This is a genomic window from Ferruginivarius sediminum (assembly GCF_003344765.1).
In the GTDB taxonomy this organism is placed as follows: Bacteria; Pseudomonadota; Alphaproteobacteria; order Kiloniellales; family Rhodovibrionaceae; genus Ferruginivarius; species Ferruginivarius sediminum.
The window spans coordinates 36,101-50,340 of the sequence record NZ_QPMH01000007.1; the positions used below are offsets into that span (position 1 = coordinate 36,101).

13 protein-coding genes and 3 pseudogenes are annotated in these 14,240 nt (G+C 64.4%); 6 read left to right on the forward strand and 10 right to left on the reverse strand.

The features are described 5' to 3' along the window. Positions 1-45: 45 nt before the first annotated feature. The 4 genes and pseudogenes from DRB17_RS09305 to DRB17_RS21065 all read left to right on the forward strand — a co-directional run. The gene (locus DRB17_RS09305) at positions 46-786 is read left to right on the forward strand and encodes an MBL fold metallo-hydrolase (RefSeq protein WP_241503791.1); all 741 of its coding nucleotides are present in this window, start codon (positions 46-48) and stop codon (positions 784-786) included. Positions 787-802: 16 nt separating this feature from the next. Next, positions 803-1,222, forward strand: coding sequence for a DUF1499 domain-containing protein (locus DRB17_RS09310; RefSeq protein ID WP_161958764.1), 420 nt, complete (start codon positions 803-805; stop codon positions 1,220-1,222). Continuing rightward, positions 1,222-1,641, forward strand: a complete 420-nt coding sequence (locus DRB17_RS09315; protein WP_114582067.1) for an NUDIX hydrolase — start codon at positions 1,222-1,224, stop codon at positions 1,639-1,641. Before DRB17_RS09310 ends, DRB17_RS09315 begins: the two co-directional genes overlap by 1 nt. A 467-nt stretch (positions 1,642-2,108) precedes the next feature. Then, positions 2,109-2,216, forward strand: a pseudogene (locus tag DRB17_RS21065) (DUF433 domain-containing protein); the annotation flags it as partial. A 77-nt stretch (positions 2,217-2,293) separates the two neighbouring features. Here the strand turns inward: DRB17_RS21065 and DRB17_RS20960 are convergent. The 10 genes and pseudogenes from DRB17_RS20960 to DRB17_RS09370 all read right to left on the reverse strand — a co-directional run. After that, positions 2,294-2,824, reverse strand: a pseudogene (locus DRB17_RS20960) (class I SAM-dependent methyltransferase); the annotation flags it as partial. After that, positions 2,787-3,389: a hypothetical protein gene (locus DRB17_RS20470; RefSeq protein ID WP_193725733.1), complete on the reverse strand. Its 603-nt coding sequence runs from the start codon at positions 3,387-3,389 to the stop codon at positions 2,787-2,789. The gene DRB17_RS20470 and the pseudogene DRB17_RS20960, both read right to left, overlap by 38 nt. A 188-nt stretch (positions 3,390-3,577) precedes the next feature. Next, positions 3,578-4,492 (reverse strand): EamA family transporter, encoded by a 915-nt coding sequence (locus tag DRB17_RS09330; protein WP_114581934.1) that lies wholly within the window; start codon positions 4,490-4,492, stop codon positions 3,578-3,580. Continuing rightward, on the reverse strand, positions 4,489-5,424 hold the full coding sequence (locus tag DRB17_RS09335) for a cation diffusion facilitator family transporter (protein ID WP_114581935.1): 936 nt from the start codon (positions 5,422-5,424) through the stop codon (positions 4,489-4,491). Before DRB17_RS09335 ends, DRB17_RS09330 begins: the two co-directional genes overlap by 4 nt. A 344-nt stretch (positions 5,425-5,768) precedes the next feature. After that, complete coding sequence (locus tag DRB17_RS09340) at positions 5,769-6,800, reverse strand: YncE family protein (protein WP_114581936.1); 1,032 nt, start codon at positions 6,798-6,800, stop codon at positions 5,769-5,771. Between the two features lie 32 nt (positions 6,801-6,832). Then, positions 6,833-8,551: pseudogene (locus DRB17_RS09345) on the reverse strand (DUF3141 domain-containing protein). Next, entirely contained in the window at positions 8,548-8,868 is a 321-nt protein-coding gene (locus DRB17_RS09350; protein ID WP_241503792.1) for a DUF5676 family membrane protein, read from the reverse strand. Before DRB17_RS09350 ends, DRB17_RS09345 begins: the two are co-directional and overlap by 4 nt. A 653-nt stretch (positions 8,869-9,521) precedes the next feature. After that, on the reverse strand, positions 9,522-10,292 hold the full coding sequence (locus DRB17_RS09360; protein ID WP_114581938.1) for a glucose 1-dehydrogenase: 771 nt from the start codon (positions 10,290-10,292) through the stop codon (positions 9,522-9,524). 472 nt (positions 10,293-10,764) lie between these two features. Beyond that, complete coding sequence (locus DRB17_RS09365) at positions 10,765-12,057, reverse strand: ATP-binding protein (RefSeq protein ID WP_161958766.1); 1,293 nt, start codon at positions 12,055-12,057, stop codon at positions 10,765-10,767. Positions 12,058-12,121: 64 nt separating this feature from the next. Then, positions 12,122-12,856 (reverse strand): response regulator, encoded by a 735-nt coding sequence (locus tag DRB17_RS09370; RefSeq protein ID WP_114581940.1) that lies wholly within the window; start codon positions 12,854-12,856, stop codon positions 12,122-12,124. A gap of 282 nt (positions 12,857-13,138) precedes the next feature. Here DRB17_RS09370 and DRB17_RS09375 point away from each other — a divergent pair, with 282 nt between their 5' ends. Continuing rightward, complete coding sequence (locus DRB17_RS09375; RefSeq protein WP_114581941.1) at positions 13,139-13,477, forward strand: hypothetical protein; 339 nt, start codon at positions 13,139-13,141, stop codon at positions 13,475-13,477. Between the two features lie 147 nt (positions 13,478-13,624). Further along, a complete protein-coding gene (locus tag DRB17_RS09380) occupies positions 13,625-14,191 on the forward strand; it encodes a cupredoxin domain-containing protein (RefSeq protein ID WP_114581942.1) in 567 nt (188 codons plus the stop codon). Positions 14,192-14,240 lie beyond the last annotated feature (49 nt).

A 14,240-nucleotide genomic window follows, 5' to 3' on the forward strand; every position in this document is an offset into this window, starting at 1 on the left:
ACGCGCGTCACCATACTCGGGTGCGGAGGATCGGCGGGAGTGCCCATGGTGGGCGGCATCTGGGGGAACTGCAATCCGGCCAATCCGAGGAACCGGCGGCGGCGTCCGTCGATCCTGGTGGAACGGGCGGGACGTCGGCTCCTTGTCGACACCTCGCCGGACCTGCGGCTTCAGCTCCTCGATGCGGAGGTCGAGGGGATCGATGCCGTTCTCTTCACCCACACGCACGCCGATCACTGTCACGGTATCGACGACCTTCGGCCATTGCGTTATGCGCGGAAAACGCCCATCGACGCCTATGCCGACGTGGAAACCATGCAGGCGCTGACGACACGCTTCGATTACGCCTTCCAGTCTACGCGCGCCACGGGGTCGTTTTACGCGGCGCTCCTCAACGACCATATCATCGAAGAAGGCGAACCCTTTGAGGCTGCCGGGTTTACCTGTACCGCATTCCGGCAGGAGCATGGTCAGACGAGTAGCCTTGGCTATCGCATCGGTCCGGTCGGCTATTCACCGGACGCGGTGGAAATCGACCGGACTGGCTTCCGCGCCCTGGAAGGTATCAAGCTCTGGATCGTTGACTGCCTGCGCTATGATCCACATCCAAGCCATGCGCATTTCAACCTGACCATGGAATGGATATCCAGGGTCAAGCCGGAGCGTGCCGTCCTGACCCATATGAATCATACGTTGGACTATGATGACGTGGCCGCGCGGTGCCCGGTCAATGTTGAACCGGGCTACGACGGTCTCGTAATCGAAGTCCCGGATGAGGTTTGCTGAACACGGGCTCAACGTGATGCTGCTCGATTTCACGACCATTCCGGCACGGCGCCGTCCGAATGCCTGCTTGGCGTGTCCGCCATCATGGAAACGGAGCGATGCGGACATTCACACGGCATTATTCAGCGTGCCGGTCAGCCGGCTGCGCGAGGCTGTGGTCGCCATAGCTTCGCGCGAGCCACGCACGCATCTTCTCAGCCTTGACCGCGAGGCCAGTCAGGCGGAGTTCGAGCAACGCTCAAGGATCTTCGGGTTCGTCGACACGATAACGGTCGCGTTCGAAGCCGCTTCGAACGATACGTCGACAATCGCTATCTACAGCCGTTCGCGCACCGGCTACTACGATATTGGCGTCAATCGCCGCCGGGTCCGGCGTTGGCTTGCAGCACTCGCCAACGAACTCGCTGCCAATGGCGACAACAAGGCCGCGTCGTGATGGCCGAGGCGCATCGAGGCCCGGTGCCTGCCGTGATCGCGGTCGTCCTGCGCCAGGGGCACGTTCTCCTGGTTCGGCGCAGGAACCGGCCCAATGCCGGACAATGGGGTTTTCCCGGCGGCAAGATCGAATACGGAGAGACCGTCTTGGCCGCGGCCGAGCGTGAACTGCTGGAGGAAACCGGCGTGACCGGGCGCGCGTGCCATGCGATCGACGCCGTCGATGTGATGAGCGATGCGACGCCACCAGCGTATCACTACCTGCTGGTCGCCATTCTGGTGGACTGGTTGCAGGGCGAGCCCCAGGCGGACGATGACGTGGACGAAGCGGCTTGGTTCCCGATCGACGCGCTGCCGGCCGACCGTTCAGCCAATGTGCGCCGCGTCGCGGAGCGCGCAGCCGAACTCATCGGCCGCTGAGCGTTGATTTCCCAAATTAACCGGTTTTGCCGAATGTTGTTCTCTTTCATACTCGATATCAACAAATTGGCGCTTTGTTCCGTTGCTACCCACAAACAAAACTCCAATATTACTATATGCAATACAACCTGCAACAGCTATCTCATGTTTTTAGAGCAAAACGGATTTAAGTGTTGCAGCATTGGACCAATAAGCGAACTGTGAAAATGTTATTTTCATTGAAAAATCGGGATTTTTATATTTGGATCTATAGCTGAAATATATTTTTTAAGCAAACAGTAGCTGTGAATTGGCGTGCTGTATATGCGCCGATCAGCGTCATAAACCGTGATGTTAATTGATTTCGAGAATCTGACCCGTCGCCGCTGCACAGGCTGACGACCGGGACCGGCGCATCTCCAGTGTGGTGGCGGACTCCCCAGCGGAGTATTATGAGCGACACCCACTGCGATAAGAACTGGGCGCTGATGTTGCAGAAATCGCTCATCGTCTCGGACCCCGAGATCCATAACGTGGCCCCCATCTTCGCCGGGACACGGGTCCGCGTCGCGGAGGTCGTGCTGACGCTCGCAAAGGGGGCCGACATGGCGCACGTTCGACAGACTTGGCCGTCCCTGTCGGACGCGCAGCTCGATCTCGTACACCACCTTGCCTTCATCAGCGCCGTCGCTGAGGGCGAGGCCTCGGCCTCGCGCGGCAGTGGCCGCCAGTTCACGATGGCGAGGTGGCCACGAGGCTTCAACACGGCCACCGCGGCGCGCCCCATCCCCGTCTTGTCGGGCACGCCGTGAAAGGTGTTCGCGATCAGCACGCAATCGGCCTTGCCGGGCAGCAGGTCCGGCAGGTCGCGTGCGTCGGCGCAGATGAGGCTGAGCGCGGAGGCGCCGGCGGCCTTGAGCGCGGCACGGGTCTGTTCGATCATCGCCGGGTCGATATCCACGGCATGGACCTGGCCCTCGACGATCCTGGCGAGCGGCGCCGTGAAATAACCGTCGCCGCAGCACAGGTCGACGACGGCCATGCCGCGACGGATTCCCAGGGCGCGCAAGACACCCGCCGGTTCCGGCCACAAGGCCGCCCACCAGTCGCGATCCGGCATGGCGGTCGCGGGGAAAAACCCTTCGATCAAGTGGGCCTCCGAAAACTTACCCGGATTCCGCGGACCTCTCTTGGCGATATCCATCCGCCGACCTGGTTCCGGCCGTCGGCACGGCGGACCTGTCCCCGGTGCGTCTGAGTCGACGGACCAGCCAGAACGCGATGCCCGGCACAACGAGCCATTGCAGGATCGGCGAAAGGCCGATGCCTGTCGCGCCGATGGTCGGCATCGCCTCGGTATAGGCCCAGGACTGCTGTACCTCGACGTTCCACCACTCGCTGAACGCGGTGTACCCGACACCCAGGGCGATGGCGCTGGCGGCCACGCCCCGGAATCCGCGCTCGGGCCATGCCGGGTGGCCCAGCACGAGAAGGGGTCCGATCAAGGTGGCGAGCGCGATTAGGATATCACCGGCGGTGCAGTGCAGGCCGTAGACCACGATCGTGGACATCTCTTCCTCCCGCCACACGGTGTACAGCGGCATGTGGAACGCTTCCCACAGCAGGTTGCCGGCGATAATGACGACGAAGTAGATCCGGAGGGCGGCGAGCCAGGCCGCGTGGCGCGACCCCGGACCGGCATCCCGTTCATCGTTGGTTCGTGCCGCGAAGAGGGGCTTGCGCCCCTTGGTGAGGCCCCTTGGGCTCATGCGGGTCCCTTTCGAGTTGGACGCGGACGGACGCGCGGGCCAATGTCGGCGTGGTCCTCGGCATCGTCAGCAGTTCGACTAGATAGCGTTGTGCGCACGATGTCTCTCCCAGCCATCGGGCGCCGGATTTTGTAGCGACATTAAGACGTGCGGTCATTTGGCCTCGCTTCCCGCGGCGGTCCCGTCCCTCATGCACACTGGCAGGCGTGCACCGCCCGCCGTTCCGCGCCGCGGGACATCTCGCGCGTCAGCCAGAACCCGGCACCCAGCAGCATCGCCCCGCCATAGATCATGCCCTGCGCCGGCACCTCGCCGAAGATCAGATAGCCCAGCGTCGAGGCCACCACCGGCGAAACGATAATGTCCACGAGGGCATAGACATTGGCGTTGAGTGTCTTCAGGACGATGGAGATGCCGAAATAGGCGAACCCGGTTGAGACGACCCCCAGGCCCACCGCCCAGAGCATCACCGGCAGCTCCACGCCGAGGGCCGCATATGGGACCGTCGCCCCGACGGCACCCGGCCCGAAGAGAACCAACATCGGCGAAAGCAACAGCGCCGCCGCGAGCATCGACCAGGCGATGTCGTTGCCGGCCTCGGTCTTCCCTTCATGGCGCATGTAGGTGACCATCGCGGCATAGATTGCGCCGTCGCCGAGGGCTACCAGATTCCCCAGCATGTGCCCGCCTTCCAGCGGTTTCGCCAGAACGATGCCTGCCAGGGCCACGGCGAAGATGAGGACGTAGCTCCAGCGCGCCTTCTCGCCGAGGAACAGGGCCGAGAAGACAAAGGTGAAGAAGGGGGCGACGCTCCAGAAGATGACGGCGTTGGCGATGGGCACCAAAGTCATGGCGAAGTTGAAGACGCTGATCTGCGTGGCGATCAGGGCGCCGATAACCACCGTGTCCTTTACGTTGCCCCATGGAAAGCGCAGCGGCCGCCCGGTCGCCAGCGGCATGGCGAGCATCAGGAAGGTTGCCGCGAAGGCGAGCGCGTAAAAATTCAGGACCTGGATGGGGATCAGCCCGTCGGTCAGCTTGACGAAGACCCCGATGGTCGCCTCGGACAGCGTAATCAGCAGGAGCAGCGGGACGGTTTTCATTCGCGCGCCTCTGTCGCCGCCAGGCGCGTGACATCGATCGCCTCCGCCCCGGATTCGTCAAGGCAAACGCTTTCCACCTGCAACGTCACGAAAAAGAAGCCGAACTTTCGTTTCAGCATTCCGTGCGCGGCCTTCAATACCTGTTGTTCGTCGGCGCCTTCGGCCACCCGCAGATGGCCCGAGAAGACGTAACGCCCGCTGGTGAGCGCCCAGGCGTGCACGTGATGGGCGTCCGCCACGCCTTCCATCCGCTCTAGCGCGGCCGTCACCTCGCCCAGACTCACTTCGGCGGGCGTGCCTTCCATCAGGAGGTGGGCAGCATCGCGCAGGATGCCCCAGCTCGCCCAGAGCAGCACGACGCCGAAGGCCATGCCGAGGATCGGGTCGATCAGCAGGAAGCCCGTGAACTGGATCACGAGGGCGGTGACGATGATGAGCAGGCTGCCCACGAAGGTCTGGATGATGTGCCAGAGCGCGCCCTTGACGTTCAGGTCGCTCTGGCTCTGCTTCCAGATGAGGGCGAGAGAGATGAACTCGGTGAAGAGGCCGCCCGCCGCGGCGGCCAGCATCGGCGTGGTCGGCAGGTCGATCGGGTCGGACAGCCGCATCCCGCCCATCACGATCACGATCAGTGCCATGGCCAGCAGGAAGCCGCCGTTCACCAGCGCCCCAATGATCTCGGCCCGGTACCAGCCGAAGCTGCGGTCCTCGTCGGCCGGTCGGCGGGCGAGGCGCGCGGCGACGATCGCCACCAGCACGCCGCCCACCGCGGAGAAGGTGTGAAAGGCGTCCGAAATCACCGCGATGGAGCCGGTCCACAGGCCGATGCCCATCTCGATCACGAAATAAACGCCGGTCAGCCAGGCGGAGATCGCCATGCCGCGCCCGCTCGAAGGCATGTGGCCGGCATGGCCGCCGTGTGCGTGGCTCATTGAACCTGTCCTCTCTTCAGCATGCACATCAGCATGCACACCCTGTCCAGGGCTCGCAGTCGGCGCGGGTCTTGATGCCCGGCCGCGGCGCAGTCGGCGGGGCCAGGACGAGCCCGGGTTCGTTTGGGCCGGCTCAAATCGTTCCGGCCGTCGTTTGGCCTTGAGAATCCGTGGCCTCCGCCCCACCACTCATCGAGTGGGGCGGAGGCAGTTCAACGACAACTGTTGTGCGCCGTAAAATTTTACTGAGCGGCGGTCCTGTTTTGTCGGCGCGTTCCCACGGATGCGGTGGATTGATGCCGCTAGTGTCCCGCGACGGCTATCTGATGTCCGGTTCCCTCGAATTAGATCAAACCGGTCGGTTCAAGGGAAGCGGCGTCGACGACCCGGATCTGCGACTCCGTGGCGCTGGAGACGTAGAGCTTGCCCGGGCGCACGCGGGCGAGGTGATAGGGGGCCGGCGCCAGTCGCCTCCGGCGGATGTCGCCGGACGCGAGTTCGATAGCGGCGATCTCGTCGGCATCGACAGCCGCGACGTAGAGGGTCCGCCCGTCCTGCGCGATGTCGATCCCATGCAGCGTCCCGCCGACCTCGATCGTTCGGGCGACATCGCCGGTGGACAGGTCGATCTCGCTGATTGTGCCGTCGCCCACGTTGTTGACGAACAGGTGGCGCTCGTCCGGCGCCAGGACGACGTGCTCGGGGCTTACCCCTACGTGAAACGTGCGGGTGACGCGCCAGCTGCCGGTATCGATTTCCTCCACGGTATCGGCTCCCGCGACGCTGACATAGGCTCGCTTTCCATCGGCCGTGATCGCCGTGTAGTTCGGGTTGTGGCCGACATGAAGGTTGGCAATCATCTTGAAGTCTTCAGGATCGACCACGCTGATTCGGCCTGTCATGGGATGCGTGGCGATCGCGAAGCGGCCGTCCGACGCGACGGCGATATGATGCACGGATCCGGGCACCTCGATGCGCCGGACCGCCTCGCGGGTGTCGGGATCGATCACGCTGACGAGGCCGGTGCGCGGGTCGTGCGACATCTGCGCTTTCCCACCACCGTGATGGGCGTCGTGGTCGCTGTCGGACATGCCGGCCGGCTTGGTCGCCTGCATCTCGCCCGACGCCCAGGTGTCGAGACTGCCGGCCACGAGCACCTGTCCGTCTTTGGAGACGCCGAGACCGTGCACGTTGGGCAACCCGTCGATGGCGCCGACCACGGCATCCGTCCCGGGATCGACCGCCAGGATCCGGCCGGCCTCGCCGAGGGGAATATAGACGAGATCCTCCGCGTCGCGCGCCTGTGCGCCGGGTGATGCGGCAAGCAGGACCATGGCGGTGGCGCCGATGATCGTGTTCCTGATCGTCGATGGCATTGCTGTTTCTCCGATTAAGGGGATAGCCGCGGTTACGCGCCGCTCGCTTCGGCAGGTTCACGCTCTGGCCGGGCGTGGTCGTTGCTGCGCTCGTCCCCGCCTCCGCTGTAGAGTTGCCGAAAAACCTGCTCGGCCGACAGATCGCGGAGCTGCCGCACCGCGGCCAGCATTTCCGTGATCGCCTCCGACGCCTTGTTTTCCTGCGCGCGCCAGGTCTCGTCCTGTGGCACGGGCGGGAACGCCCGCAGCGTGGCCGCCGCCACGCCGACGGCGGCCATGGCCGGGTTGAGGCGCTCGGAGAAGATCCAGCGGCTGACCCGCATCGGATGCAGTCAGCGCTGCATAGCCGCGGTCCAGGGGGATGCGACCGCCTGCACCCAGGGACTGACGAAGGTGCTGTAGGCGCTTTCGTTCCACGCCGAGACCTGGCGGACCCGCTCGAAGGCCTCGTCGTCCCGCGGCTTCCGCAGATCCTCGACCTGCCGCTCCACGAACTCGACCTCGCCATCCGCCGCAGCATCCGCCGGCAGGCGCATCTCGTAAAGGCCCGGCGGGAGCGCCGCGATGACGGGGAGGCTGGCGAGGATCAGGCGATGCTCGCGTCGCGCCACCTTGCCGGATACGAAAATGCCCAGGTGCCCGACGTGCTGGTCGATCAGGTAGACGATCCGCTGGCCGGCCGCCTTCAGGTCGTCGGTTGTTTCATAAACCTGCGGGATCCAGCCCAGTGCCTGCGACGGCGGTGTGATGTCGTCGTCGTAGGAGGCGAAGATCACCAGCGGATTGCGGATGCGCCGGAGATCGACGTAGCAGCCCTCGCAGATGCGCACCAGGCCCTGTTCGATGAGATTGCCGAGGAAGAGGTCCTCGACGATGGCGACGATCTCCTCGCGGCTCAGGTCGAAGAAGGCGTTCCGCCAGCGCTCGAACGCTAAAAAGCGCTCGCGTTCGCCCTCGGGGTCCCGCAAGACCCGCGCGTGTTTCTCCCAGACCGCGGCCTCGGGATTCAGCAATTCGAAGTTCTGCGCGAGCCACGCGCCGTCGAACCGGCCATCCCCGAGGTCGGCGGCGAAATGCGGCAGCCACGCGCCGCTGGAAAGGGCGCCCAACGTGCGCATCGGGCTGCTCTCGGCGCTGGCGGACCAGTACGACAGCGGCGACCCGTTCAGCACGGCTGGGCCGGCCAGGCCCTCGCAGTCGGCGGCCAGCAGCGTCACCGCCCAGCCGGCCTGGCAATTGCCGTACAGGATCGGGGCGCGGCCGTCGTGGCGGTCGCCTACATACTCGACGAACCGACGCAGGGTGCGCAGGACGTCGTGCAATGTCTGGCCAGGGCAGGGCTCGGGGAAGAAGCTGACGAAGTACACCGGGTGGCCGGCGCGCAGGGCGATGCCGACCTCCGATTCCCGTTTGAAGCCGCCGATGCCGGGCCCGTGCCCGGCGCGCGGATCGACCACGATCACCGGCAGCTTATCGGGATCGCAGCAGTCCTCGAGTCTGTCATCGCCGACGCAGAGGATACGCAGGAGGGCGTAGTTCGCCGGCGGGTCGAAGTCCCGCGCGTCCAGCAGCGTCTCGTACTCGAAGGCCAGCACCGGCGGTTTGCCCGCCGCCTCGTGGTCCATGATGAGGTTGGCGCGCTGGCGGAGCACGTCCAGAAACAGGACCCAGCGCCGTGCGGCGTCGAGGGTGTAAGTGGACAGCGCATCCGGCGTGAGGTGTGCGGTCGTCGCGTTTTCGTCGGCGGTCATCGCAGTCTCGCGGCGCAGACGTTGAACAGAGGGGCGAACACCAGGGCCACGTACCAGCCGTAGGCGAAGGCCTCGGTCAGGCCCAGCAGGAAGCTCCACCAGTCGAGCCAGGTGACGCCTGGAAGCAGCGGCAGCCACGCATCGCGCATCGCCTGCTGCGGGAACCACAGATCGAACAGCACGCAGAGGACATAGGTGATCGCCAGGAACCCGCCCAGACTGAAGCCCAGGGCCTTCACCGGTATCCGCGGCACTGCTCGGGGCGGGATCGGTGTGCCGAGGGCGGGATGGGTCGGCGCGGGGGCGGCGTCAGGCATGGCCATGCTCCAGTTTCGTCACCGGTGTCGCGGAGGCGGCATCGCCGCGCCCCATTCGCATCACCGCGAAAAGCGGGTGGGCGCGACCGGGGCAGACAGCAGCGCTTCCATCCGTCAAGTCTTCTCGAAGGAGCCGGGTGCGCGGTATCGTGGACCGTCCTCCGCGTCGCCATCCGGCAGCTTCGATACTGGAGAGACTACGCGGTGCGCGTAACGCGATCATGTCGACGACGCGTCGATTTGTAACGCGACGCTTCAGCCGCAGGGACTGGTTACAAGCCGTTACAAGAATGTCGCGCACCGCGTGCCCCGGAAACGGTAACGGGCCGACAGGAAAAGCCCGATCCGACCCGCATATTGAGCCGTCGGTGTCGACATGCACTCGGAAGGCGATCCTCGATCATGCCGAGCGCGCCGGCGGATATCTTTCCGAGCGACCTACTTGGACCGGGCGACCTGCTTGGACCGGGCGACCTGCACATCACCCGGCAATCAGCACGAAATCGCCGCCGATCAACACGAAGCTCAATAGGTGGAAGGGCACAGGGTGGGGTTGGCGCTCCAACCAAAGAGCACCTCCAGCAGACGCCCGGCCAAGCCACTCTTCTCGAACGGCTATACAGAGACGATTTCTGCGACGTTAAGCGTGCCGCCTATTGCGCCGTGTAGCCCCCGTCGATCACCAGTTCCGCACCGGTCACGAACTTGGACTCGTCTGAGGCGAGGTAGAGCACGCCGAAGGCGATATCGTCAGGCTCGCCCACATGACCTACAGGGTGCAAGCTATCAAGGGCCTTGCGACCCTCGTCCACATCCCCGACCGAACGAAGATAGCCTTCCACCATTGGCGTCCAGATATAGCCAGGATGCACCGAGTTCACCCGGATTTTGTAGCCCGACTTGGCGCAGTGCAGGGCGGCCGACTTTGTGAAAATGCGTACGCCACCCTTGCTGGCATTGTAAGCGGCAAGGTTGGGATCGCCGATGATACCCTCGATCGAGGAGAGGTTTACGATCGAGCCACCGCCCCGGTCCTTCATCGCCTTGATCGCATAGCGGGTACCGAGAAAGACACCGTCCAGGTTGACGCTCATCAACCAGCGCCAGTCTTCTAGACTGGTGTCTTCCGCCGTCGCGCCAAGTGCCACGCCGGCATTGTTCACGACGACATTGAGGTCGCCGTAGCGTGCCAGGGTTTCCTCAATGGCTCTCTCCCAGTCCGCCTCGCTGGCAGCATCGTGTTCCAGGTAGATCGCCTCGCCACCGGCCTTGACGATGGCGTGGGCGACGGCTTGGCCCTCCTTCCCCTTTATATCCGTAACAACGACCTTGGCTCCTTCCTTGGCCAGCATTCGGCACATGGCCTCGCCGAGACCAACGGCGCCGCCCGTCACGATCGCAACTTTTCCTTCAACGCGTCCCATCGGGGTCTCCTGCGTAGTATTTGGTGCCGCTGAGGGTCGGCGATTCCTTCTGGGATACGCCAGCCCTCGGCAGTCGGTCGCGGCAAATCGTCGGTCCCGTCGAGCTACCGTCCCTTACGGCCAACGGCCGCTCGAGGATTTCGCGGCGATGAAGGCGGTTCGGCCATCGCCGTCGCCAATGGCCAGAATTTCAATGGCTGGGGCACGCGGCGTCACTGATCTGGGTCAAGGCATGAGAATGCAATGGCTAGACGCCGCCTCTTCGGCTTAAGGATCGGCGATACGTGCCTGGACGTATAGAACGCCTGCCTAGCCGAGAATCGCTCGCAGAAATCCCTGTGTCCTCACCGGGCCTTCCGCGCGCCAGCGCAAAGTAAGCGGCTCGCCCAAGCCCTGAGAAATGAGGCGAGGACTAAGAAATTAAAATTCCTCGCCTCTGTTTGATGTTAGCTCTTGTCTCTGGCAATGATCGTCATCGACCGTCTCCGGGGGCGCGACCACGGGGCAACCAGATATCCTGACGCAGGCCGCCTTCGGGCCGGTTGATCAGGGTGATTCTGCCGCCGTGCGCCTGGACGATATCGCGCGCGACTGTGAGACCAAGCCCGCTGCCGCCGCGCGGGTCGTCGCGCGCCGTGTCCGTGCGGAAAAACGGCCGGAACACGTCATCGAGGTGCGCCTCGGCCACGCCCGGGCCATTGTCGTCGATCGTGATGAGATACCCGTCATCGCACCCGGCCATTGTCGCGGCCACGGGTTCTCCGTATTTCACGGCATTGTCGACGAGGTTTGTAAGAGCACGGCGCAGGGCATTCGGACGACCGGTGAAAGACGCCGGCTCGTCGGCCCGCCATTCGACCTTGTGCCCGACATCGGCGAAATCGCCGCAAACGCTGTCGAGTAGACAGGCGAGGTCGATTTCGACGCGCTCCTCTGCGGCCGCGTCGTCGCGCGCAAAGGCCAGCGTGGAGGTGATCATGCGCTCCATCTGATTGAGATCCGCGAGGGTCTTGGCCTGCTCTTCCGGGTCCTCGGTGAATTCGGCCCTGAGGCGCAGACGCGTCACCGGCGTTCGCAGGTCGTGCGCGATGGCCGCGAGCATCTGCGTGCGGTCCTGCACGAACCGGCGCAGCCGGTCCTGCATCTCGTTGAAGGCCGCCGTTGCCTGGCGCACCTCTTTCGGGCCTCGCATGGGAAGCGGCGGGGCATTCACATCCGTCCCGAGACGGGCCGCCGCCGCCGCGAAAACCTTCAAGGGTCGATTGATGTGATGTATGACGATCCAGGCCAGCACCAGGATCCCGCTTAGCATCACTGCGAATGACAGCGCGGCGCGCATCGAGACGACCGGCAGGGTCCGTTGCAGCGGGGCGCTGAAGTTCAGCCATTGTCCGTCGGATAACTGGACGGAGGCGAGAAAGTAGCCGGCATCGCTTGTCGCCGAATTGGAGAACCGTTCCGCTTGCCGGGTAGGTCTTTCCCGTGCGTACCCCGCGTTCAGCCGTCGGGGTGGGTTGCTCCGGAAATGCTCGGCAAGCGCGGCTTGCAGAAGCTGCCCCTTGTGGCTGTCCGGTTGCGGACCGACGGCGCTTGTCGCCGCGAGAAAAACCACGATGTCCTGGCCGTCCGCGAGCTGGGCGACAGCGGGACGGCGCTTCGTCGGCGCGTTCTCGACGATGCGGGTGATCGTGACGATCCGCTCGGCGACGTGCTCGCCCCCGGTCATGAACAGGCTGGTCGCGCGCTCGTCCGCATAGATCGCCATACTCGCCAGGTGCGAGCCGAGCAATCCCAGGAGAAGTACCGCGAGTGTCCGGCTTGCGACACTGTCAGGTATCAGTCGACGCGTCATTCGCGACAGCAGTTGCGAAGATGTAGCCACCGCCTCTCACCGTTTGGATCAATTTCGGATTCTTCGGGTCTTCCCGCAGTTTCCGGCGAAGCCGGCTGACCTGGATATCGATGCTGCGGTCGAATGGTCCGGCGAAGCGACCCCGAGTCAAATCAAGGAGCTGATCGCGGCTGAGGACCCGATTGGGGTGCGTGGCGAACGCCATGAGCAGGTCGTATTCACCGGCGCTCAGGGAGATGACGACGCCATCGGGCGCCCGAAGTTGCCGGCTTGTCGGATCGAACGACCAGCCAGAGAAGCGCAGGACGGCCTGGCCGGAGTCGGCTCGTGGCCGCGAATCGCCCTGGGTGCGGCGCAGTACCGCCCGGATTCGGGCCAATAGTTCGCGCGGGCTGAACGGCTTCGCCACGTAGTCGTCAGCGCCGACCTCCAGTCCCACGACGCGATCCGTCTCTTCGCCCAGGGCGGTCAGCATGATCACCGGCAGGTCGGAGTGCTCGCGGAGCTCGCGGCACAGGTTGATCCCGCCCTCGCCGGGGAGCATCAGATCAAGCACCACGAGGTCGATCTTCCACTCGTCGAGCGCGCGCCGCATCGTCTGGCCGTCCGCCGCTGCGCTGACCCGAAAGCCGTGCTTGCGAAGAAAACGGTCCAGGAGACTCCTGATCTCCCGGTCGTCATCGACAACGAGGATATGCGGTTCCATGTCCACCGATTGCTTGCCTGAGCGCCAGGATAACAGCCAGGGCAAATTCACGGAGATTCGAATGTAACGGCTTGTAACAGCAAAGTTCTGTGTTACCCGGCGTTACCAAATTCCGTGCCGATCCGGGTTGCCTCGCGGTCGGTTCCTGATATCTATGGTCCATGAGGGGGCGATGGTACATCTCTCGCCGGAGCGGGACACGCGGCTTCGCCATCGTGGCGCGGAGACGTGTGTTGGGGGGGAGGACGGCCTCCTTGTGTAGGATGCCCTGGCAGGCTGATCGGTCGCATGGGTGATATGCGAAAGATTGTGGCGCTTTTGACCTTTGCATTGATGCTCGCAGTTGCCGCGTGGCCTGCGGCCGGCAACGCGCATTTGGCCGCGCATACGTCACCCGAAATTCATGCAGTTGACGATACCGGCCACACCGGTCCGGGCGCGCCCGCCTCGCAGCACGGCGATCATTCGGGGCATTGCGTCTCCGGGGCCTGCTGGAGCTTTGCCACGCCAAGCCTCCAGATGCTGCACCCCGAATTGCCGATCGTTCAGCGCGACCTGGGCCTCAATTGCGAGCAGCTCCGTGGGCTGACCCTCGAAAACGATCCGCCGGTCCCGCGCCACGCCTGAGCGAGGCCGTCGCACCTCGTTTGGCGGGACTCGCGCCCGCCCAGCAATTCCGCATCGGAATTCACCCTGACTCGCAGATCTCGACGGGCCGGTACGCCCGCGGCTTGTCGCGCGGCATCGTGCCCGAATCTTGAAAGGACTCATGCTATGAATGTGAAACGCATGCGCCGGATCACCACTCTGGCCGGCATGGCGATGCTCCCGGCCATTGTCGTCAACGCCGGTGAGGGCCACGACAAGGAATTCGGCCATCCGGGCCAGACAGCGGAGGTCGACCGGACGATCCGCGTCGAAGCCCGCGACATCGACTTCGGCCATGACGAAATCAAGGTCCGGGCTGGCGAGACGGTTCGCTTCGTCGTCAGGAACACCGGCCAGATGCAGCACGAGTTCACGATCGGCCCGCCGGCGGTGCAGAAGGCGCACCGCGCGCAGATGACCGAGATGATGCAGTCCGGCCATGGCGGCGGCGACGGACACCATGGTGGCGACGATGCACACCATGGTGGCGACGACGATCACCACGGCGGGCAAGGGCATCACCAGGCCGCCAACGCCTCGGGCCACGGCCATGGGAATGCGGTCATGGTCCAGCCCGGCGAAACGAAGGAGCTGATCTGGCACTTCGAGCGGGTGAAGGACGTGAAGTTCGGCTGCAACGTGCCCGGCCACTATGAAGCCGGCATGCGCGGCGATTTCGTGCCCAAGGGCTGAGGTGAGGATCGGGCCGTCCGCCGCTGACACTCGGCGGACGGCCTCATCG

Bases quoted from the DNA above. Each gene is read 5' to 3' on its own strand.
- DRB17_RS09305 (WP_241503791.1), top strand. From the start codon at position 46: ATGGTGGGCGGCATCTGGGGGAACTGCAATCCGGCCAATCCGAGGAAC.
- DRB17_RS09310 (WP_161958764.1), top strand. From the start codon at position 803: ATGCTGCTCGATTTCACGACCATTCCGGCACGGCGCCGTCCGAATGCC.
- DRB17_RS09315 (WP_114582067.1), top strand. From the start codon at position 1,222: ATGGCCGAGGCGCATCGAGGCCCGGTGCCTGCCGTGATCGCGGTCGTC.
- DRB17_RS20470 (WP_193725733.1), bottom strand. From the start codon at position 3,389: ATGAGCCCAAGGGGCCTCACCAAGGGGCGCAAGCCCCTCTTCGCGGCA.
- DRB17_RS09330 (WP_114581934.1), bottom strand. From the start codon at position 4,492: ATGAAAACCGTCCCGCTGCTCCTGCTGATTACGCTGTCCGAGGCGACC.
- DRB17_RS09335 (WP_114581935.1), bottom strand. From the start codon at position 5,424: ATGAGCCACGCACACGGCGGCCATGCCGGCCACATGCCTTCGAGCGGG.
- DRB17_RS09340 (WP_114581936.1), bottom strand. From the start codon at position 6,800: ATGCCATCGACGATCAGGAACACGATCATCGGCGCCACCGCCATGGTC.
- DRB17_RS09350 (WP_241503792.1), bottom strand. From the start codon at position 8,868: ATGCCTGACGCCGCCCCCGCGCCGACCCATCCCGCCCTCGGCACACCG.
- DRB17_RS09360 (WP_114581938.1), bottom strand. From the start codon at position 10,292: ATGGGACGCGTTGAAGGAAAAGTTGCGATCGTGACGGGCGGCGCCGTT.
- DRB17_RS09365 (WP_161958766.1), bottom strand. From the start codon at position 12,057: ATGGCGATCTATGCGGACGAGCGCGCGACCAGCCTGTTCATGACCGGG.
- DRB17_RS09375 (WP_114581941.1), top strand. From the start codon at position 13,139: ATGGGTGATATGCGAAAGATTGTGGCGCTTTTGACCTTTGCATTGATG.
- DRB17_RS09380 (WP_114581942.1), top strand. From the start codon at position 13,625: ATGAATGTGAAACGCATGCGCCGGATCACCACTCTGGCCGGCATGGCG.